Here is a 22,103-nt window from a genome sequence, read left to right as displayed (position 1 = left end):
TATCGGAGTACATGATAGGGCTGCTACAGGTATAGACGGGGATGGATATGAGGTTGAAAGGAGGGAAAGTCTTTTTTGTAGTCGACGTGCCCTGACGTGCAGAAGCGTATAACCCAACATGATAGGAATAAAAAACCAACGGAATGATCCAGAAAACCTACCTAAAGACGAAAGACCAGTGTAAAGTAAAATTCACGATGAGCCTGACAGATGCTGAGCGAGTGGAGATACGCGGACTTAATAACGACTGGGAAACGCCTATCCCGATGAAGAAGCGGAAGGATGGTGTGTTCGAGTGTGTGCAGAGCCTTCCGCGCCATACCCAGCACGAGTTTAAGTACCTGGTCAACGGCACCGAATGGCGCAACGATCCCGATGCCGACGGCGAAGCCCCCAACGAGTACGGTGGCTCCAATTCGCTGCTGGTGCTGTAGGCAACAGCTCCCTTTTTAATTGCTGATACCGGAGATGTAGGAGGCTATTTCGGTCTCCTTTTCCTGCATGTGCCCGTAGGCGAACTTCTGCAGTACATCGCAGGCCACCTTATCCAGCACGCCGAAAATACGCGCTTCGCTGATCACTTCCTGGTTCCAGTCGGAGGCGATGACCAGGATGGCTTGTCCGTTGTAGGGCGTAAGGTCCAGTAGGTCGGCCGTGGTGTTGGGCGAGGGCCACTTGCCGGCTGCCAGGCTGTAGAGGCCCGGCTCCCAGCGGGGTGGCTGCTCTTTATGATCTGGCGCCGGCTTAAAATACCCGTTTTCTACAGGACCAATAAACAATACATTCGCTTTGCTCAGCGTGGTCGGTACGAGCGTTTCGGGTGCTGGCAATACGGTTTCGGCCCCTTCCAGTGTTTCTTCAGCGTCATTCATACCTATACATACTTTCAAAAAAAGCAGAGGGTTCTGGCAGCGGCAGTTTCGTCTTCGCAGGTATAGGTATAGGTATAGGTATAGGTATAGGTATAGGTATAGGTATAGGTATAGGTATAGGTATAGGTATAGCGCATCAGGTTTTTGCCGAACTACACGTAAAGTCCGCTCACCAAGTCCTTATACCTTTCCAAAATCACGCGGCGCTTGAGTTTGAGCGTTGGGGTGAGCTCGCCGTTCTCGATGGACCACTCGGCCGGTATAAGCGCGAACTTCTTCACCTGCTCCACCGGGTTGAACTCCCGGTTGTATTGGTTCACGGCCTGCTTGATCAGGGTCCATACCTCCTGGTCTTCCAGCACCGCCTTGTTGCCCGGATAAGACTTGCCCTTCGTTTCGTACCACTCGCGCAGTTTGTTGAAGGCCGGCACGATCAGAGCGCCCACGAACTTCTGCGTTTCGCCCACCACCATGATCTGCTCAATCCAGTTGCTTTCCACCATTTTGTTTTCGATGGGCTGCGGGGCCACGTACTTGCCGCCGCTGGTCTTGAAAAGCTCTTTTTTGCGGTCCGTTATCTTTAAAAACTTGCCGTCCACCATCGTGCCGATGTCGCCGGTATGCAGCCAGCCTTCGGCATCGATCACCTCTGCAGTCAGGTCCGGACGACGGTAGTAGCCCATCATCACGTTCGGGCCTTTGCACAGGATCTCGCCGTCTTCGGCAATTTTCACTTCCACACTCTTGAGCAAAGGACCCACCGTGCCGAACATGCGGTTCTCCTCCGGGTAGCGGTTGCCGCTGATGATGGGGGAGGCCTCCGTCAGGCCATAGCCTTCCTGTATGACAATGCCGGCGGCGGTGAAGATGCGAAGCAGGCGCACCTGGCAGGCGGCTGCGCCCGTGATGATCGCTTTCACTTCGCCCCCCAGCGCATCACGCCATTTGCTGAAAACCAAGCGGTCGGCCAGGGCCAGCTGCAGGCGGTAACCCAGCGGCATGGGTTTGTTGATCTCAAAGCGCTCGGCCAGGGCCAGGGCCCAGAAGAAGATCCGCTTTTTGTTGCCGGTGAGCTCGGAGCCTTTGGCCACAATGCCCTCGTATACCTTCTCGAGCAGGCGGGGCACGGTGGTGAACATGGTGGGCTTTACTTCGCGCAGGTTGGCCGCAATGGTTTCCATCCCTTCGGCATAGTAGATCGACACGCCACAGTAGAAGTAGCAGTAGGTGGCCATGCGCTCGAAGGCGTGGTTGAGGGGCAGAAAGCTGATCGCCTTTTTGCGGAACACGCCAATCTCCTGGATGATCAGGGCGCTGTCGAACATGTTGCTCAGGATGTTGTGGTGGGAGAGCATCACGCCTTTGGGGGTGCCGGTGGTGCCGGAGGTATAGAGGATGGTCGCCAGTTCGTGCTCGTTAACGGCATCGCGCAATACATCCAGTTGCTGCAAGGTATAAGTAGCGGGCTCCACCAGCAGTTCTTTCCAGTGGGGGGCATCCGCGACCGGCTTGAAGGTATAAACAGACTGCAGGGCCGGAAGCGCATCCTGCATGCCGAGTATTTTGCGGTAAAGCGGTTCGTTGCCAACAAAGGCCACCTTCACGGCGGCATCCTGCAGCACAAATTCCAGCTCGCTGTTGCTGATGGTGGGGTAGATGGGCACTGAGATGGCACCGATCTGCTGGATGGCCATGTCCACCAGCATCCACTCCGGGCAGTTCGGGCTGATGATGGCGATCTTGTCGCGGCCCTCGGCGGTGCCGTCGCCTTTGCTGATGCCCAGGCCGAGCAGGGCGGCGCTGATGCGGTTTACCTTGTCCTGCACATCGCGGGTGCTATACCTATGCCAGGCGCCGTCTTCCTTGGCGGCCAGCATGCCGTCCAGCGGAAAGTTTTTCAACTGCCAGTCGATGCAGTCAAAGAGGCGTCGGGGCTTTGGGGCCTGCGCCTTGTCTTCGTTCTGTCTCACGAATTCTTACCTTCAAATTTATACCTATACTCCATTACTGCGTCGCGGCCTTGTGTGTTTCCGCCAAGCAGTATTGGCGCTACTCCCACCACTTCGAATGAGGAACACTTTTTTTCAGGATGATGGGCTCCCCAATGCGCGGCGTAGTCATAGGCACGTCGAGTTCTTTTGCTTTTTTCGTTACCCGCTCTATCGGGTCGGTCCAGGAGTGCATGGCCAACGTGAAGGCGCCCCAGTGGATCGGCATCATCAGTTTTCCTTTCAGGTCGAGGTGGGCCTGCACCGTTTCCTCGGGCATCATGTGGATGCTGTGCCAGAGTTCGTTGTACTGCCCGCACTCCAGCAGCGTGATGTCGAAAGGACCGTATTTCTCACCGATCTCCTTAAAACCCTCGAAATAGCCGGTGTCGCCGCTGAAGAAGATCTTGTCGTTTTCACCTTCTATCACCCAGGAGGTCCAGAGGGTTTTCATCCGGTCGGAGATGCCGCGTCCGGAGAAGTGGCGGGCCGGTGTCGCGACAAATTTCAACCCTTTGTAACTGACTTCATCCCACCAGTCCAGCTCTGTAATCTTTTCAGCAGGTATACCCCAGCGCTCCAGGTGCGCGCCCACGCCCAGGGCCACGTAAAAGTGCCCGGTTTTGTCCGCCAGCTTTTGGATGGAGCCATAGTCGAGGTGGTCGTAGTGGTCGTGTGAGATGAGCACCGCATCGATAAAGGGCATGTCCTCTATGGTGATGGGTAGTTCGTCGGTGAAGCGTTTCGGGCCCAGGAAACTGAGCGGGGAGGCCCTGTCGCCCAGCATGGGGTCTAGGAGCAGGCGCTTGCCGTCCAGCTCAATCAGGAAAGTAGAGTGTCCGAACCAGGTGAGCACCGTGGCGGTGTCCTGTGCAGTGGCGAGTTTTGCTGGGTCCAGTTTCTCAACAGGCAGTTCCCGATCAGGTGCTTGGTTCTCCGTTTTGTCGAAGAGGCGCGAGTTGATCATCTTGACAATGCCGCCAAAACCCATGTCCATGTTGGTGGGCACCGGGTTGTGAAAAATGCCGTCCTCGTAATTGGGGGAAGCCTGCATGTGTTTGAGCCGATCGCCTTTGGCCTCGCCGCCAAACTGGGGCGAGAGGTGCATAAAGCTGCATCCGGCTACACCCATGATCAAAAGAAGAGAAAGTAAAAAGTAGGACGTGATTTTTTTGAGCGTCATGGCCCAAAATTACGCATTCTTTTGCTCAGTGCCGAAGTCTGTATCATCAAAAAAGCCCTGTTTGCTTTCGGCCGGACCGGCTGTGCAAACAGGGCTTCTACGGATGTATGCTATCGTATTATTTAGAAGTAAGCTGCATGATGCCGATCTGGCCGAAGTGCGTGGCCAGGGCTACGAAAAGGGAAGAAACCACCACCCCGATGCTGATGGCCAGGAAGGCCCGGCGTCGCTCGATCTTGAAGATGGAGGCGGCGATCGTACCCATGTAGGCGCCCGTGCCCGGCAGCGGAATCATCACAAAAAGCATCAGTCCCCAGAAGCCGTGCTTCTGCACATCCTTGCCCACCAGCTTCTTGGCACGTTTCGAGAAGAAGATCACGCCGCGCTTGTATACCTTAAAGGGCCAGAACTTCTGGCTGAAGGTGTCGATCAGCCACATGAAGAACGGGTAGATTAACGCATTGCCAACCGTTCCGATCACAAACGCCAGGATAAAGTGTACGTTGTTCAGGATGGCATACGGTATACCTGCCCGCGCTTCACCGAAAGGGGAAATACTTAGGAAAAAGGCATATATGATCGTTTCAAACATAAATTCTATAAAAAAAGCTACCAGCTACTGATCCATCAACTGTCATGACAGCAGCCAAACAAGAGGCCGCGCTATACCTGAAAATCGTTCTATCAACCTGCCACACAGTGCGATACACCGTCAAGCCAACTTATCCCTAACAGCGAGCCAGGTACTTTAATTCAACGAGCTTTGGTAGTTTTTTGATATAGTGATTTATCGATTATAAATATAAAATCAACTGTATTTAAAGGAGATTAACATGAAAAGTGGCTCCAAGCGCAATAACGCAATGTTTTGAAAAGAATCGCAAGGCGGCAGCGGAGCATCTTGCGGAGTTGCTTTGATGTTTAAATTGTACTATAATAATATATTTTTAAAACACAAATCTACTGACAAACAAAACAGGTGCAAAGGCCGGAGCCCTTGCACCTGTTCTAAACTGCTCATATGTAAGCCTAACTAGGCTTAGATGTCGCCTAAGCTAGTTTTATAAAGGTCGCTGCGGTGGGAGTGGGGTTTCATTTATTTCCACGATCTCCACCACCTCTACCATCTCCGGCCTGGTATTGGCCTGCTTATATTGGTCGCTGCCGTTGCTCTTGTGTTTTTTGCCCATGAGCGCCAGTGCAGCAGCACCTGCTGCAGCTACCACGGCCCCGGCCACTACCGGGTTCGTTACAGCGCGGGTATAGAGGCTGGTCGGCATGGTGTCTTTGATGCGGCCGTGTATGCGGCCACCCTCTCCCGGCTGGTGCAGGGTGCCTTCCCGGTGACGGGCTGGCTCGTCGAGCAGTTGCTGGTCGGTCATCAGTTTTTCGCTGGAAAGGTCCATCAGGCCCGGTGCCAGTTTGTTCGTCAGGCTCATGAGTTTGCCTCCACCGCCTACCATAATGTCGCGCTTCTGGTGCGTGGCGGCATGCAGGATGGCATTGGCCACTTCCTCTGGCTCGTAGACCGGTGGTGGCAGTGTCAGTTTGCGATCGGTGTAGTTCTTGGCATGGTCAGGGTAGGGCGTGTTGATGGCGGCCGGCTTGATGAGCGTAACCGATACAGGCGCTCCTTCCTCCTCCAGCTCAATGCGCAGGGCATCCGTAAAGCCCTTTACGGCATGTTTGGTCGCGCTGTACATGCCCTGCATAGGGATGGCGGTATCGGAGAGCACACTGCCGATGTTGATGATGGCGCCACCGCGGTTGCGCAGGTGCATGGCTGCCATCTGCGAGCCGTATACCAGTCCCCAGAAGTTGGTGTCGAAGAGGCGGCGGTTGTCTTCGTCGCTCACCTCCAGCAGACGGCCGTAAATGGATACACCGGCATCATTTACCCAGGTGTCGAAGCCGCCGAAGTGGGAGAGGGCTGCGTCGGCGATGCGCTGCACGTCCTGCTGACGGCCTACGTCGGCCCCCACGGCAATGGCCTGACCGCCGTTGTCGTTTATTTCGCGGGCAATCTCCTGCAGAGCCTGTTCGTTGCGGGCTGCCAGCACCAGGCGGGCGCCTTTTTCGGCGGCGGCAAAGGCCGTGGCCAACCCAATGCCGCTCGATGCCCCCGTTATGACCATGACCTGGTCGTGCAATGGTTTCAGTTTGATCTTCATAGTCGTGTTTGTTTTATCGGTGATAAGATGCTACCTTCATTAGGTACGGCCTCCGGCGACGCATGTTGGGGTATGCGCCGCCCGGCACAGAAAAGACTTGGTCGGTGAAATGATTTGGCCGTTAATTTGTTACAGGTATAGCTTAAAGCAAAAAAGACCTTAAAATGACCGAAGAAGAGTTCGACGCCACGTTCACCTATACCTTAGATGTGCTGCTGGCCACCATGGCCGAAGAGCCGGAGATTGACCCCGAGAAATTTTTCAGCGTGGCCTGTGTGCTGGAAAATCTGCGCTATTTCAGCCCTGTGCTGTACGGGGCTATCCGGAAAAAAACGGAGTAACGTCCGTAAAAAAACGTAATAGTGAAGGACTGCCGTGCATGTTGTAACGCCAGACCGCAACACAGCGTATGCGCAATCATACATGTAAACAACCCTATGTTTCTTTCATATATTTTTCAGGATTGGGACGCAAACAAGGGTAACCTGAAAGGTCGCCTTGTGATGCTGCTGTTCCGCATTGCCTATCCTGCCCGTCTCAACACTTTTTTCCGCATTATCTGGTTGCCATACCTGATGTTCTACAAAATACTGGTAGAATGGTTTATGGGCATCGAGCTGCCCCACTGGACCAAAGTGGGCAAGAACTTTTTCCTGGGCCACGGCCAGGCACTCGTTATCAACGGCTGTTCCGTGATCGGTGAAAACTGCTTTTTCCGCCACTCCACCACCCTGGGCAACATACGCCGCGAGGATGGGAGCTATACTGGTTCCCCCATCATCGGCAACAACGTGGAGTTGGGCTCTAACGTGTGCATCATCGGTGAGGTGCGCGTGGGAAACAATGTGCGCATCGGGGCGGGCTCTGTTGTGGTGAAAGACATACCTGATAACTGCGTGGCGGTAGGCAACCCGGCCCGCGTCATCCGACGACTCGACCAGCCTGTAGTACCAGGCGAAGTGCACACTAACAAACAACCACAGGAGGTATAGGTCTTCCTGTTTTATCACCTCGACAGATATCAATCAATTTTTTTCCTTACATTAGTCCCTCACCAGCAGTCGGACGCAAACAAGACTAAACTCAAAAAGACTTAACCTCCGCTCACTCCCTACTCACCTTACCTAAACAGTTCTATTTAATGGACATAAACTTAAAACCAGTTACTGCTGCCGCAGCAGGTATAGATACCAGCGGCGAGGAGCAGTACCGGATCCTGATTGACAGCATCACAGACTACGCCATTTTTCTGCTTAATCCGGAAGGCTACATCATTAGTTGGAACACCGGTGCCAGGCAGATCAAAGGCTACGAAGCAGATGAGATCATAGGCAAGCATTTTTCGACCTTCTATACCCAAAAGGATATTGCTGACAACCACCCTGCAAAGGAGCTGGTCAAGGCCATAGCGGACGGCAAATACGAAGAGGAGGGATGGCGCGTGAAAAAGGACGGCTCTGTTTTCTGGGCCAACGTGGTCATCACCCCCATCTATGACAAGAACAAGCAGCTGATCGCTTTCTCCAAGATCACGCGCGATTTGTCGGAGCGCAAAAAGGCAGAGGACGACCTGTACCGTGCCTTCGAAGAGCTGAAGGAGAGCGAAGAGCGCTTCCGATTGCTGATAGAGGGCGTTACCGACTACGCCATCTTCATGCTGGACCCGGCGGGTAACGTGGCGACCTGGAACCACGGCGCACGGCGCATGAACGGCTACGAGGCACACGAGATCATCGGGAAATACTTTTCGAGGTTCTACAGCCAGGAACTGATTGCAGAGGGCTTTCCGGACTATGAACTGAGGCAGGCCAAAGAGCACGGCCGGTTTGAGGACACAGGCTGGCGCTACCGCAAAGACGGTTCCGCCTTCTGGGCCAATACGGTTATCACGGCCATCTACAATTCCCAGAAAGAGCTGATCGGTTTCTCCAAAATCACGCGCGACCTCACCGATAAACTAAAGTTGGAACAGCAGCTTTTCCGGATGAACGAGGAGCTGCGGGAGAGCGAGGAAAAAAGCCGCCTCATGATCGACAGCGTGAAGGACTACGCCATTCTGATGCTCAACCCAGAGGGGATCGTGATGAGCTGGAACGAGGGGGCCGAACGCATCAAGGGCTACAATCCGAAAGAGATCATCGGGAAGCATTTTTCTGCTTTCTACAGCCGGGAGTCCATCGCGAGCGGGTTTCCGCAGTACGAACTCAAGAAGGCGCAGGAGATGGGCCGCTTTGAGGACGAAGGCTGGCGCATCCGCAAAGACGGCACCGCTTTCTGGGCCAACGTGGTGATCACGCCGATCTACAACAGCAAAAAGCGCCTGCTGGGCTACTCCAAAGTAACACGCGACCTGACCGAGCGGCGACGAAACGAGGAGCTGATGCACAAAAACAGCGAACTGATCAAGATCAACAACGAGCTTGACAACTTTGTGTACGCCGCCTCCCACGACCTGAAGGCGCCGATCACCAACCTCGAAGGCCTGCTGCAGGCGCTCCGGGAAGATTTGGGAGACAGCCTGTCCAAACACGAGGTGCTGTTGTCCTACATGGGCAGCGCGCTCGGCACGCTCAAAAACGTGATCGCTGACCTGTCTGACGTCACCAAGCTGAACCACGAGCAGGAATTGCCGGAGGACGTGCAGATACAGGACATGCTGGAAGAAATCAAGATCGGGCTGCAGCCTTACATAGAGCACACTGACGCGCTGGTGCAATGCACCAACATGGAGTTCACCACACTGCGCTATTCCCGCAAAAATCTCCGGAGCATTCTCTTCAACCTGGTGTCCAATGCCATCAAGTATTCGGACCCCAAGCGCAGTCCGGTGGTCAACATCAGCTCGACCATCACCGAAGAAGGAGTATACGAACTCTCGGTACAGGACAACGGCCTAGGTCTTGCCCCCAGCCAGATCGGAAAAATATTTTCCCTGTTCAAGCGCGCCCACGATCATGTGGAGGGCTCAGGCATAGGACTATACCTGGTGAAGCGCATACTCGACAACGCCGGCGACAGCATCGAGGTGGAGAGCGAGGAGGGAGTAGGTTCCAGGTTTATTGTTAGCTTCCGGCAGTCGAAAAACTAACCTTCGGAAAGCGACAGGCTCTGGCACAGCAGAGCGAAAATGAATGAACATTTCAGGTATAGCACGGTTAGATGCGGCGGTGGCGGCGCTTTTTAAGGGTCGCCACCGGTCGTATCGTCTCACACCCGTTATCAGTGTAAATTTAAATGCCCCGTATGCTACATAGCAACGTTTCCGCGCAGGAGAATCAGTCCGAACATTCCATCCCTTACCAGCAACTGCTGGAGGCGCAAAGTGGGCTGCTCCTGCTTATTTCGCCTGACCTGACCATTATGGGTGCCTCAGAGGCTTATTTGCGTGAAGTGCTCCTAACGCGCGATCACATCGTAGGCAAGCACCTCTTTGCTATTTTCCCGGACAACCCGAATACGCCCGACCACACCCCTTCGGCCACCCTGCAAGCCTCCATCGAGCGGGCGATCGCAACCCGCAAGCCTGATAAAATGGAAGTGATGCGGTATGACATTCCTGAGCCCGACAAACCCGGAAAATTTCTGGAGCGGCACTGGGCCTCCACCAATACCCCCATTTACAACAGCCAGGCCCAACTTGTATGCATCCTGCACGAGACAAAGAACATTTCGGATGCCCTGAAGACGAAGACGCAGCTGCAGGAAAGTCGAGAGAAGGAACAGGCGGCGCTGGCGCAGGCAGAGCAGCAGCGGCGGCGCATGGAGCGTTTTTTTGACCAGGCGCCGGCGGCATGCGCCATGCTCGAGGGGCCAACTTTCATTTACAGGGTGATTAACTCTGCTTACCAGCAGCTATTCCCGGGCAGGCAGATGCTGAACCTGCCCCTGTTCGAGGCTTTGCCGGAACTCAGGGATCAGCCAGTGTACGACATTATTCAGGAGGTATACAGCACAGGCATCACCTACGAGGGGAAAGAGTTGCTGATTCCGGTGGCGCGCTACGAAGGGCAGCCGGCCGAGGACATCTACTGGAATTTTATATACCAGGCCCTGCTGGATGCCGCCGGAAACGTGAACGGGATCCTGATCTTTGCCCTGGACGTGACTGAGTTTGTGAAAGCGCGACAGCTGGCGGAGTCGAGCGCCGCCTTGCTGCAAAATCTGAACCAGGGGCTGGAGGAGGTGATAAAACGCCGCACCTCTGAGCTGGTACTGGCGCAGGCAGAGGCCGAAAGTCATAGCAAGCGGTTGCAGAACCTGTTTATGCGTGCGCCAGCCCCTATTTGTATTCTAAACGGCCCCGACATGGTGTATGAGCTGGTTAACCCGGCCTATGCCGCGCTGTTCCCGGATCGGGAGCTACTTGGCAAGCCCATACTCGAGGCCCTGCCCGAAATTAAAGGCAAGCCGGTTCACCAAACATTTCTGGAGGTATACCGGACCGGGCGCACGCACGAAGAAAAGGAAATGTACATTCCGTTTGCACGACCTGACGGCGAGATGGAGGACAGGTACTTCCGCTACATTCAGCAGGCCCGCTTCAACGAGCAGAACCAGATCGACGGGCTGGTTGTGTTCGCGCTGGAAGTGACCGAACAGGTGCAGGCGCGCATGGCGGTGGAGGCAAGCGAAAAGCGGTTGCAGAAAGCCAACAAAGAGTTCGACATCGCCAATCAGCAGCTCACCTACATCAACAAAGACCTCGACAATTTTATCTATACAGCCTCGCACGATCTGAAGGCGCCGATCTCCAATATCGAAATGCTGTTGAGCGAGCTTTTGCTTGAGCTTTCGGTGGATAGCCTGGGAAAACCGGAGGTGAGAAGGATCCTCAACATGATCCAGGGCTCGGTGTCCAGGTTCAAGAAAACGATCGGCAGCCTGACGGAGATCTCGAAGCTGCAGAAAGAAGACCTGAACAAGCAGGAGCATGTGGTGGTGGCAGACCTGCTACGGGAGGTGGAGCTCGATCTGGAGAAAATGATCGTAGAATACGGTGCCAGCATCGAGACAGATGTGGCTGGTTGTTCGACCATGGCCTTTTCTGAGAAAAACCTTCGCAGCATCCTTTTCAACCTCCTGTCGAACGCCATCAAGTACAGTCACCCGGACAGAAAGCCCCGCATTGTGGTGAGTTGTGAGCAACGCGAGGAGGGGCAGGTGCTGCAGGTGCGGGACAACGGCCTGGGCCTGAACCCAGTGCAGAAGAGCAAACTCTTCACCATGTTCAAGCGCTTCCACGACCATGTGGAGGGCTCGGGCGTGGGCTTGTATATGGTGAAGCGCATGGTGGAAAACGCAGGCGGCCGGATAGAAGTGGAGAATGAGTTGGGCGAAGGTACCACCTTCAGCGTATACCTCAGTAAATAAGCCTTGCAACAGGTATAGGAAACCCCTAAATTCGTCTTTATGCTGGATATCGTCATTGAGGCCCGCAAAGCCTCGCTCGCTCCCGGAATGGATGTGCGCCGCATTCTGCCTTTTCGGCTGCGCCGCATGGTGGGCCCCTTCATTTTCATGGACCATGCCGGTCCGGTAGAAGTGCAGCCCCCGCTCACCCACGACATGGACGTGCTGCCGCACCCGCACATTGGCCTCTCCACGGTCAGTTATTTGTTTGGCGGGCAGGTGACCCACCGCGACAGCCTGGGCGTGGAGCAGATCATACGACCGGGTGAGGTGAACTGGATGACAGCGGGTAGCGGTATTGCGCACTCCGAGCGTTTTGAAGACCCCGCCACCCTGGCCGGCGGCGAACTGGAAATGATACAGACCTGGGTGGCGCTGCCCGAGAAAGACGAAGAAGCCGCCCCTTCCTTTGAAAATTACAAGCCCGAACAACTGCCCATCTTCACAGAAACCGGCGTGTGGATGCGCCTGATCGCCGGAGATGCCTACGGGCTGCGGAACGATGTGAAGACTCATTCGCCCCTGTTCTACCTGCACGTCGTGCTCGAAAAAGGCGCCCGTTTTGGATTGCCAAAAGAACATGCCGAGCGGGGAATCTACGTAGCCATAGGCAGCATTGAAGTCGCGCACAGGACTTACACCATGGGGCAGATGCTGGTGTTCAGCAAAGGGGCAGACCCGCTCATAATTGCAAAAGAGCCTACAACTATAATGCTGCTGGGCGGAGAACCGCTGGGCGAGCGCTTTATCTGGTGGAATTTTGTGTCGTCGCGCAAAGAAAGAATAGAGCAGGCGAAAGCCGACTGGAAAGAAGGACGCATCCTGCTCCCGCCCAACGATAACTTGGAATACGTACCGCTCCCGGCCGACCGCTCCAAACCGGCAGGCGGCGGACCTGCACCGCAAGCACTTTCTTAAGCTTATTTTAATTTACCTCTGATTATACCTGTTCTATAGGCATAATCAGCCCATCTACGTAATAACAGCCCGCGCCCTTTTGCAGCATTCACTGGAAGGAAGCCGAATGCGTATAAATTAAAGTATAGGACGTCGCTTCAAGCTGCCCGCACATGCGCGTCGGCTTCTAAGAGCACACTGGTCATGCCCGTTCCGGACACCACAGACCTGACATCTGCTTTCTACGCCCTGAAGCAAGAACCACTCCTTTCCTTCATACCACGACAGCCCCTGTTGCATGGGCTGATTTAACACCGCATCTCCTTATTTCTGTTTCTGCTTTTTCTTACTGCTATGGGAAAAATCTATAAACTCCTGTTTCTTCTGATTTTAAGCTTTCTGGCCTCGTGTGGGGATGACGATGATGCTCCATCACCTGGAACAAACAATGCTCCTGATACAGAAAAGCCAACAATCAACTTTCTTTCTCCGGATGAAAACACAACGTATCTTATTATAGATCTGGTTAGTTTTAGCGCCAGGGCTTCGGATGACAAGGCCTTAGAAGGAGTACGTGCTTTTCTGGTAAGTGCAGACGGGAGCAAGCGTGAAGTGACAGAACCATTCACACTGACCGGGGCTACGAAGCTCTTAACCTTTGGAATTTCATTCTATCCTCGCGATACAGCACCGGGGACTTATTCGCTGGTCCTGGAAGTAAAGGACAAAGCACAAAACATGGCCAAGGATTCCGTCACGCTTACCGTGCATGCGCCAGACCTGAACAAAACAGAATTTGCCAACGCCTTTCAAAAGAGTAGTTTCTACAGCTTCGTCGACTGGGGTTGGTTCGGATTCGACTTTACAAATGGCATTGAGTTCAACGAGAAGCAGTTCAGCGATGGCGTATTTATGATGATGAACGTGGAAAGCAGCATCCCGAAAGACCAATGGGAAAAGTTTGTAAAGGATTTCCGGTTCGAAAAGCAGGCTTGGACTACCTGGGATGAAGACGGAAATGATGTGCTGACTATCGAAGAGTTTCGGAGTGGGCTGGGCAGGCTTGACCTGTTTGACGAATGGGACCTAAATGACGACGGCCTTGTGAAAGAGGCTGAATTTGCGGCCGGCATTTTTGACCGCTGGGACCGCAACCGGAATAAACTGCTGAGCAGAGACGAGTACTTCGACATGTACTATACCTACCTGGCATTATGGGGTGTCAAGTAAGACACTGTGTGCTAAAGGCTATACCTGATACCCACCTTATTTTATTAAGCAGGTATAGCCTGCAATCAAGTTCCTATACCGAACCGCTCTAGTACTAGAGCGGTTTTTTTATTGGCCGTTGGCTTTCGTTTTTTTAGGTATAGCAAAGTCTTATGGATAAAAGTTGCGATAGTCCCTTTTTGGCGGGGTCAACGCGCACTTGTGCTCAGTTTATCACATCTTTTGGATCATTCATCACTTTTTGTTGAAGTCCTGTTTCCTGTTTCCTAATCTTATACCTGTAAAGTAACTGGCGGGCAGTCTGCCAGGAAGAAGTCAGATAAGGAACATGAAAGAAACGATGGCATTGACGATCAGAAATAGCGACAACACGAACCCGAGGCAGGTACAGGGCCTGCTGCGGGCCGGTCTGGCCATACTGCTTCTGCTGTACGGGTTGCTGGGGCAGAACGGGGCCGGGATGTCGCGCCTGGTAGAGCTGTTGTGCGCTTTAAGCGAGCCGAACGAGGGACAAAGCCCGCCCGGCGACTTGGATGTGGTGTGGGAAGCGGACCAGTTGCTCCACTTTCTGCTCGATACCCTGTTTTAGCAGCACCCGTCACAAAATCAGCCGCATTCATCACATTTATTGTTTATACTCAACCCTTTCATCTATCATTGTTACATGAACGATATGACCCTCGACCATCCTGTTGCAAAGCCCATCCAGACCGCTAAAATAGAGTTCTGGGCGGCTACGGCCATCTTTGTTTTTGCCATCTTTTCGCTGTCCACCTCCGACGAGCCCTACCGATGGGATTTCGAAGAGGCAGGGATACACTATCGTTTTTACAAGCATCATTTCTGGCCGCAGCTCATCCGCTATACCTTGCTATACCTGGGTTTCCTGCTGCTCAACTTCCGCATCATCCCCAAACTGATGCAAAAGCAAAATGTCGCGCTCTATTCCCTGATGCTGCTAGGTTTATACCTGGCCTACGCCTTCGGGGCGGGCGTGCTCGACACCTATACCAAAAGCTATTTTATCAACTGGAATTTTCCGGGTGAGCAGGACTACGGTCTGATCTTCCAGGACAGCTTCCGCCACGCGCTGTTCCTGCTGCTGCTGGTCGGCATCTATACCTTCATCAAATACACCGGGCTATACCTGCTCTCCAATGCCACGGCTATTTCGGCCAGGTATCGGTTTGTTAACCGGGAAACGCTGACCGCCTTCATTATCTGGATGGTGAGTGTGTTTGTGCTGATGGTGTTCGATATAGATCAGGATATCACAGTAACCCTGGGGATACTTTCCCTGTGTGCCTTAATGCTTTACTGTGGTGCTTACTATTACCTGATCCCGAATGCACTGCGGTCTAAAAAGCCTTTGCGGAAGTATCTGCTGGTATCGCTGTTGGTTGTGATCTTAGCCTATCTGCCGGTGACGTTTCTGCTGCTGCCCTTCTTTCATGACGAAGACAATGCCTTTGGCCTGAGCTTTTTCAACTCGCTTTTTCAGTTGGTGGTAACGGCTCCTTTTGTCTGGTTTCTGTTCAAGCGCCAGATGAAGGGGAGAGAGGAGATGGTGGTGCTGAAGAAAGAACTCGGCAAAACGAGCGCCAACCTGGATTTCCTGCGCTCCCAGATCAACCCGCATTTTTTGTTCAACGCCCTGAACACGCTGTACGGCACCGCCCTGCAGGAAAACAGCGAGCGCACCGCACAAGGTATACAGATGCTGGGCGACATGATGCGCTTCATGCTCCACGAAAATCACCAGCAAAAGATCCTGCTCTCGCGCGAAATAGAATACATGCGCAACTACATCGACCTGCAGTTGCTCCGCACTTCGGCCTCGCCCAACATCTCGATCGAGACCAAGATTGACGATGTGGTAGGGGACAAGTACATCGCGCCCATGCTGCTGATTCCGTTTATTGAAAACGCCTTCAAGCATGGCATCAGCCTGAAACACAAATCCTGGATCCGGATAAGTCTGCACAGCGAGCAGGACAAGATCTACTTCGACGTGTACAACAGCAAGCAGAAGAAGTCGGAGCAGGACCCGGAGAAAGACGCCTCGGGTATAGGACTCATCAACGTGCGGCAGCGCCTAAACCTGCTATACCCTGACCGGCATGACCTCATCATCCGCGACACACCGGAAGAGTTTTTTGTACACCTGACACTGCAATTGTAGTTGCTACGAACCATCAAAAAATCAGTATCATGAAAATAGTCGTGTTCTTATTCGGTTTTTTCTTTTTCGCGACAGGCGTAAAAGCTCAGAATTTCCAGACAGCCAAAATGGACAGCTTGCTTTCCATGTTAGAAAAACATGACAAAGTGATGGGCAGTCTGTCGGTCTACCACAAGGGTAAAAGTGTGTACCAAAAGTCAATCGGCTATGCCGATGTAGACAAAAAGGTAAAAGCAACGGCTGATACACAATATAGGACTGGTTCCGTCTCCAAAATGTTAACCGCTACGCTCGTCATGCAGCTGATTGAAGAGGGCAAATTATCATTTGAAACCAAACTATCTTCGTTTTATCCCGAATTGCCGAACGCAGATGGAACAACCATACAGCAACTGCTGCAGCACAAAAGTGGCCTTTTTGATATTATAAAATCCCCGAATTTCAACGAGTGGATGGTAGAAAAGAGAAGCAAGGAGGAGTTGTTGTCCAAGATTAAAGAAAACGGCAGTGTCTTCTCTCCTGGGGAAAAAAGGGACTATTCCAACACGAATTACATCGTACTATCCTTCATTCTGGAAGACATCGAAAAGAAGGATTTTGGTAAAATTCTGGAAAAGCGTATCCTGAAACCCCTTAAGCTAAAGAATACTTATTACGGGGAAAGTAACCCTAAAAAAACCATTGCCAGTTCCTACGAAAAGAAAGCTGGCGTGTGGGAAAAACCTGTGCATATTGACTTAAGCATTCCCCGAGGAGCGGCAGGGATCATCTCCACGCCGGAAGATCTGAACAAGTTTATGAACGGTCTTTTAGATGGAAAATTAGTATCTGAAAATTCCCTTGCGATGATGAAGAAAGAACCTGGCATTGGCATGTACCCAATTCCAGTTTTGCAGGAGGAAAAAATGATTGGCCACATGGGAGGGATGGACCAATTTAAATCGCTTCTGGTGTATATGCCGCAGCAAGACATGACGTTTGCCTATACCTTTAATGGGGTTGATTATCCTTATAAAGAAATTGTGATGGGGATCTTTCACATTCTGTTGAATAAGGAATACGATCTACCAAAACTGGAATCTGAAGACTAGGAAGTGTGCAGGTGAGCACCTGCCAAATGCCGCCCGACAACTTCAAGTAACTGCCAATCAGTCTGAGACAAATCACATTCAGTGAATGTTGCTCATTTCCCCGGCTTACACAGTGCTTTTTATCAGAAATTGTAGTAAAATAGGGAAACTCTAAACAGGTATACAGCTAAAGAAACAGGTATGCGCGCAATAGCGATAGACGACGAACCAATGGCCCTGGAAGTGGTGCGGGCCCATGCCGCCAAGGTGCCTTTCCTGGAATTGGTCGGCTGTTTCACAGACGCCTTCAAAGCCCTGGAGTTCCTGCAAAACGAACCAGTCGACCTGCTGTTCCTGGACATCAAAATGCCGGACATCTCCGGGCTGGAGTTCGTGACGAGCCTGCAGAAAAAGCCGATGGTGATTTTTACGACGGCCTACTCGGAGCACGCCGTAACGAGTTTTGAGCTCGATGCGGTCGATTATCTGTTGAAGCCCTTTTCGCTGCCAAGGTTCATCAAGGCCTGCAACAAGGCCCAGGAGCTACTGCAACTGCGCGGCACGACTGCTCCCGTCAAGGATTACCTCTTCCTGAAGACCGGTTACGAGCAGGTGAAGGTATACTACGATGATATCCTATACCTGGAGGCAGCGGGCAATTACGTCACTTTTGTGCTGGCAGACGGGAAAAAGCTGCTCTCGCGCATGACCATACAGGAACTGACCGAACAGTTACCCGCCGACAGTTTTGTGCGGGTGCACCGTTCTTACATCGTTTCCAAAAAGCAGATCGATAAGATCGAACGCCACCAGGTATGCATCAAAGGAAACGAAGTGCCGGTGGGTGCTTCTTATATGCAGCAGTTGCAGGGGATTTGATAGGTATAGCTGGGGTACTTCCATTCTTACCATGAGGTTAAGGGATGTTTCGCTTTGCAAAACTATCCCCTTGAGGGGATTATAGGGGTGTAAATTCAAAGCCAAAAATCCAGTATGTAGCCAACTTGAGATCTCCTTGCAGATGTAAACACCCCTCTTCGCTCCCCTCAAGGGGAGAATTACCTGGAATGAAACGGCTTTTCTCTCAAGGGGATAATTTTCGTGAATGCTATTGTACTTTCTCTTGCGAATACTGCTCTTTCATTGAGCAACTGGGAGGTTTAGGAGTATAAGTCCGGCAAAAAATCAGCTGCGAAAACAAAAAGGCGCTCCGGAATAAACCGGAGTGCCTTTTTTATGTTAATCTAAAACGTATACCTATTGGTTCGCTTCCAGCCATTTTCTGGCATTCACGAAAGCTTCCATCCACGGCGATACTTCGTCGTGGCGGCCTTTCGGGTAGTGCGCCCACTGCCATTGCAGAAGCGAACGTTCGATGTGTGGCATCATCACCAGGTGGCGACCTGTCTCGTCGCAGATCATGGCCGTGTTGTAGTCAGAGCCGTTCGGGCAGGCCGGGTAGGTCTCGTAGGCGTACTTCGAAACGATCTGGTACTTGTCCTCGGTGTGCGGCAGACTGAAGCGGCCTTCGCCATGCGATACCCAAACGCCCAGCGTACTGCCAGCCAGGCTGGAGAGCATCACCGATTTGTTTTCCTGGATGGTGAGCGAAGTGAAGATGCTTTCGTGCTTCTGGCTCACGTTGTGCAGCATGCGCGCTTTCTGGTCGTGGCCCATCGTGATGAAGCCAAGCTCCACAAACAGCTGGCAGCCGTTGCATATACCTACCGAAAGTGTGTCTTGGCGCTTGAAGAAGTTCTCGATGGCGGTTTTGGCTTTCTCGTTGTACATAAAGGCACCGGCCCATCCTTTGGCCGAACCCAGCACGTCGGAGTTCGAGAAGCCACCAACAGCGCCGATAAAGCGGATATCCTCAAGCATTTCTCTTCCCGATATCAGGTCTGTCATGTGTACGTCCTTCACGTCGAAACCGGCCAGGTACATGGCGTTGGCCATTTCGCGCTCCGAGTTACTTCCTTTCTCGCGGATAATGGCCGCTTTGATTCTTGGCTTGGAGCTGTCGATCACTGGTTTCTTGCCGTCGAAGTGTGCCGGGAAGGTATAGTTCAGTTCGTGCTTCTTGTAGTTCTCGAAACGCTCGCGGGCACTGTGCGGACCGCTCTGCTTGATGTCGAGCAGGTACGAGGTCTTGAACCAAATATCGCGCAGCTGGGCAATGTCGAAGGTATAGGCGTCGTTCCCGTTCTTCAGTTCCAGTGTGGCAGAAGCCGTTGCCGTACCGATTTTATGGAAAGGAATGTTGCTTGCCTTCAGAGTTTCTTCTACGTCAGCCGAAGCCTGGAACACCACGCCGATGTTCTCGGCGAAGAGCACTTTCACGCTGTCTTCTTCACCCAGACTGCTCAGGTCGATGCTGGCACCCAGGTTGTTGTCGGCAAAGCACATTTCGAGCAGCGTCGTGATCAGACCACCGCTGCCAATGTCATGACCGGCTTCGATTTTACCTGCCTTAATCAGGTCCTGCAGGGTGTTGAAGGCAGTGCCGAACAATTCCGCATCCGTGATATCCGGCGTCTCGTTACCGATCTTGTTCACGATTTGGGCAAAAGAAGATCCGCCCAGTTTGTAGGCGTCGTTCGACAGGTTGATGTAGTAGATATTACCGCCATCGCGCTGCAATACCGGCTCCACTACCTGGCGCACGTTGCTACAGTTACCCGCTGCGGAGATGATCACCGTACCCGGCGCAATCACATCTTCTTCCTTATACTTCTGCTTCATCGAAAGAGAGTCCTTGCCGGTTGGAATGTTGATGCCCAAGGCAATTGCGAACTCCGAGCAGGCTTCCACGGCTTTGTACAGACGCGCATCTTCGCCTTCATTCTTCGAAGCCCACATCCAGTTAGCCGAAAGCGACACGCTCTTCAAACCATCCTTCAGCGGAGCCCACACAATGTTCGAAAGCGACTCGCCGATGGCGTTACGGCTACCGGCTGCCGGATTGATCAGGGCAGAGATAGGGGAGTGACCGATGGAGGTTGCTATACCTTCTATACCTTGAAAATCGAGTGCCATCACACCGCAGTTGTTCAGCGGCAATTGCAGCGGACCAGCGCACTGCTGTTTCGCCACACGGCCACCTACGCAGCGGTCTACTTTGTTTGTGAGCCAGTCTTTGCAGGCTACGGCTTCCAGTTGCAATACCTGCTCGAGGTAGGTATAGAGCTGACCATTGTCGTAGCTCACCGGATGGTAATTTCTTTCAACGGTCTGGTCGGTCATCACCATTTTCGGTGAGCTGCCGAACATATCGCTCAGTTCCAGGTCCATCGGTTTTTCGCCGGTGCTGGCCGACTGGAAGGTAAAGCGGTGGTCGCCGGTCACGTCACCCACGGTATACATCGGGGCACGCTCGCGCTCAGCTATTTTTTGAAGTGTCTCAATATCTTTTTCGCCAATCACCAGGCCCATACGTTCCTGCGATTCGTTACCGATGATCTCTTTGGCCGACAGGGTCGGGTCACCAACCGGTAGCTTGTCCAGGTCGATCTTGCCGCCTGTTTCTTCTACTAGTTCAGAGAGGCAATTGAGGTGACCGCCGGCGCCGTGGTCGTGGATGGAAACGATCGGGTTGTGCTCGCTCTCCACCATACCGCGTATGGCGTTGGCGGCGCGTTTCTGCATTTCGGGGTTAGAGCGCTGAATAGCGTTCAGTTCTATACCTGAACCATGCTCACCTGTGTCGGCAGACGATACAGCCGCGCCACCCATACCGATGCGGTAGTTCTCACCGCCCAGGATCACGATCTTATCGCCGGTTTTCGGGTGTCCTTTCTGTGCCTGGCTCGCTTTGCCGTAACCCACGCCACCAGCCAGCATGATCACTTTGTCATAGCCCAGTTTGCGTGGCGACTCAATCGCATCTGCTTTCTCGTCGTGCTCAAACGTAAGAACCGAACCCGTGATCAACGGCTGACCGAATTTATTGCCAAAATCCGTCGCGCCGTTGGAGGCTTTGATCAGGATGTCCATCGGCGTCTGGTATAGCCAAGGGCGCTCCTGCGTAGCCTGCTCCCAAGGACGGTCTTTTTCTAGGCGCGAGAGGGCCGTCATGTAAACTGCTGTGCCTGCCAAAGGCAAGGCACCCTGGCCACCGGCCAATCGGTCGCGTATCTCACCACCCGAACCGGTGGCGGCGCCGTTAAAGGGCTCAACCGTGGTCGGGAAGTTGTGTGTTTCTGCTTTGATGGAGATAACAGATTCGAAATCTGTTACCTGATAAAAATCCGGTACATCGGCACGTTTCGGGGCAAACTGCTGCACCACTGGCCCTTTGATAAAGGCCACGTTATCTTTGTAAGCCGACACGATATCGTTCGGGTTGGTCTCGGATGTTTTGCGGATTAGTTTGAAAAGCGAGCTCTCTTTATCTTCGCCATCGATCACGAACTTGCCGTTGAATATCTTGTGGCGGCAGTGCTCAGAGTTCACCTGCGAGAAACCAAACACTTCCGAATCAGTGAGCGGTCGGCCCAGTCTATCAGAAAGCTGGTTTAGGTAGTCTACTTCCTCCTCGCTCAGCGAAAGTCCTTCCTGCTTGTTATAAGCGGCAATATCGGTTACCGGCTGTACTGGTTCCGGCTCAATGTTGATGGTATAGATCTCCTGGTTCAGGCCATTGTACTTCTGCGACAGCATGGGGTCGAAGCTGGTGAAATCCTCCGCCACGATCTTAAACTCCTCGATCCGGATGATGCCTTCGATGCCCATGTTTTGCGTGATCTCCACCGCGTTGGTGCTCCAGGGAGTCACCATGGCGGCACGCGGACCAACAAAAAAGCCACTCAGCGCAGTCTCCTGCTTTAGAGTGGCGTTGCCGAATAGCCATTCCAACTTTTGGATGTCAGTGGCGGTAAGTTCTCCCTTTGCTTGCAGGGCGTAAACTGTGTCAGGTTGACTAAAAAAGAAGTGAAGCATGCTTATTTTTTTTCAATACACAAATGTAGGGTTATTCTGTTTGATATGCTTGTTTCAGTTGTCAAAACATTTCTACTTGCGCTTTCCTGCCCCTAAAACCAAAACGGCAGGATGCTAGTGGGTCGTCAAGGCCCGGATTGCGTATACAAAAATAGCTGCGTAT

18 protein-coding genes are annotated in these 22,103 nt (G+C 52.8%); 11 read left to right on the top strand and 7 right to left on the bottom strand.

The genetic code is table 11. The annotated features are described in order from the left end of the window. The first annotated feature begins 143 nt into the window (after nucleotides 1-143). Nucleotides 144-434 (top strand): isoamylase early set domain-containing protein, encoded by a 291-nt coding sequence (locus B0B12_RS06365; RefSeq protein WP_076666728.1) that lies wholly within the window; start codon nucleotides 144-146, stop codon nucleotides 432-434. 15 nt (nucleotides 435-449) lie between these two features. On the opposite strand, the gene B0B12_RS06360 is transcribed toward B0B12_RS06365, so the two are convergent. The 6 genes from B0B12_RS06360 to B0B12_RS06340 form a co-directional block, all read right to left on the bottom strand. Further along, entirely contained in the window at nucleotides 450-872 is a 423-nt protein-coding gene (locus B0B12_RS06360) for a hypothetical protein (protein WP_076666726.1), read from the bottom strand. Nucleotides 873-886: 14 nt separating this feature from the next. After that, nucleotides 887-1,009, bottom strand: coding sequence for a hypothetical protein (locus B0B12_RS20665; RefSeq protein WP_280173744.1), 123 nt, complete (start codon nucleotides 1,007-1,009; stop codon nucleotides 887-889). Between the two features lie 15 nt (nucleotides 1,010-1,024). Further along, nucleotides 1,025-2,842 (bottom strand): AMP-dependent synthetase/ligase, encoded by a 1,818-nt coding sequence (locus B0B12_RS06355; RefSeq protein ID WP_076666724.1) that lies wholly within the window; start codon nucleotides 2,840-2,842, stop codon nucleotides 1,025-1,027. A gap of 79 nt (nucleotides 2,843-2,921) precedes the next feature. Further along, a complete protein-coding gene (locus B0B12_RS06350) occupies nucleotides 2,922-4,043 on the bottom strand; it encodes an MBL fold metallo-hydrolase (RefSeq protein ID WP_076666722.1) in 1,122 nt (373 codons plus the stop codon). Nucleotides 4,044-4,161: 118 nt separating this feature from the next. Continuing rightward, nucleotides 4,162-4,635, bottom strand: coding sequence for a COG2426 family protein (locus B0B12_RS06345; RefSeq protein ID WP_076666720.1), 474 nt, complete (start codon nucleotides 4,633-4,635; stop codon nucleotides 4,162-4,164). A gap of 469 nt (nucleotides 4,636-5,104) precedes the next feature. Beyond that, the gene (locus B0B12_RS06340) at nucleotides 5,105-6,214 is read right to left on the bottom strand and encodes an SDR family oxidoreductase (RefSeq protein WP_076666718.1); all 1,110 of its coding nucleotides are present in this window, start codon (nucleotides 6,212-6,214) and stop codon (nucleotides 5,105-5,107) included. Between the two features lie 164 nt (nucleotides 6,215-6,378). Between B0B12_RS06340 and B0B12_RS20250 the strand changes: the two genes are divergently transcribed. The 10 genes from B0B12_RS20250 (at nucleotide 6,379) to B0B12_RS06295 (ending at nucleotide 17,881) form a co-directional block, all read left to right on the top strand. Continuing rightward, the gene (locus tag B0B12_RS20250) at nucleotides 6,379-6,555 is read left to right on the top strand and encodes a hypothetical protein (RefSeq protein ID WP_170871826.1); all 177 of its coding nucleotides are present in this window, start codon (nucleotides 6,379-6,381) and stop codon (nucleotides 6,553-6,555) included. A 96-nt stretch (nucleotides 6,556-6,651) separates the two neighbouring features. After that, complete coding sequence (locus B0B12_RS06335) at nucleotides 6,652-7,206, top strand: serine acetyltransferase (RefSeq protein WP_076666716.1); 555 nt, start codon at nucleotides 6,652-6,654, stop codon at nucleotides 7,204-7,206. Nucleotides 7,207-7,355: 149 nt separating this feature from the next. Further along, on the top strand, nucleotides 7,356-9,302 hold the full coding sequence (locus B0B12_RS06330; protein ID WP_083704089.1) for a PAS domain-containing sensor histidine kinase: 1,947 nt from the start codon (nucleotides 7,356-7,358) through the stop codon (nucleotides 9,300-9,302). 155 nt (nucleotides 9,303-9,457) lie between these two features. Further along, complete coding sequence (locus B0B12_RS06325; RefSeq protein ID WP_076666713.1) at nucleotides 9,458-11,584, top strand: PAS domain-containing sensor histidine kinase; 2,127 nt, start codon at nucleotides 9,458-9,460, stop codon at nucleotides 11,582-11,584. A gap of 39 nt (nucleotides 11,585-11,623) precedes the next feature. Next, nucleotides 11,624-12,541: a pirin family protein gene (locus B0B12_RS06320; protein ID WP_076666711.1), complete on the top strand. Its 918-nt coding sequence runs from the start codon at nucleotides 11,624-11,626 to the stop codon at nucleotides 12,539-12,541. A gap of 717 nt (nucleotides 12,542-13,258) precedes the next feature. Then, entirely contained in the window at nucleotides 13,259-13,750 is a 492-nt protein-coding gene (locus tag B0B12_RS06315; protein WP_076666709.1) for an EF-hand domain-containing protein, read from the top strand. A 328-nt stretch (nucleotides 13,751-14,078) separates the two neighbouring features. Continuing rightward, a complete protein-coding gene (locus tag B0B12_RS06310) occupies nucleotides 14,079-14,339 on the top strand; it encodes a hypothetical protein (RefSeq protein ID WP_076666707.1) in 261 nt (86 codons plus the stop codon). A gap of 75 nt (nucleotides 14,340-14,414) precedes the next feature. Continuing rightward, complete coding sequence (locus B0B12_RS06305) at nucleotides 14,415-15,932, top strand: sensor histidine kinase (protein ID WP_076666705.1); 1,518 nt, start codon at nucleotides 14,415-14,417, stop codon at nucleotides 15,930-15,932. A 29-nt stretch (nucleotides 15,933-15,961) separates the two neighbouring features. Then, a complete protein-coding gene (locus B0B12_RS06300) occupies nucleotides 15,962-17,023 on the top strand; it encodes a serine hydrolase domain-containing protein (protein ID WP_076666703.1) in 1,062 nt (353 codons plus the stop codon). Nucleotides 17,024-17,203: 180 nt separating this feature from the next. Further along, nucleotides 17,204-17,881: a LytR/AlgR family response regulator transcription factor gene (locus B0B12_RS06295; RefSeq protein WP_076666701.1), complete on the top strand. Its 678-nt coding sequence runs from the start codon at nucleotides 17,204-17,206 to the stop codon at nucleotides 17,879-17,881. 378 nt (nucleotides 17,882-18,259) lie between these two features. Here B0B12_RS06295 and purL read toward each other — a convergent pair whose 3' ends face one another. Further along, complete coding sequence (gene purL / locus B0B12_RS06290; RefSeq protein ID WP_076666699.1) at nucleotides 18,260-21,940, bottom strand: phosphoribosylformylglycinamidine synthase; 3,681 nt, start codon at nucleotides 21,938-21,940, stop codon at nucleotides 18,260-18,262. Nucleotides 21,941-22,103: the final 163 nt, after the last annotated feature.

Source organism: Pontibacter indicus (assembly GCF_900156345.1).
In the GTDB taxonomy this organism is placed as follows: domain Bacteria; phylum Bacteroidota; class Bacteroidia; order Cytophagales; family Hymenobacteraceae; genus Pontibacter; species Pontibacter indicus.
The sequence above is the reverse complement of the archived record's forward strand: the minus strand, read 5'-3'. Positions and strand labels throughout refer to the sequence as shown.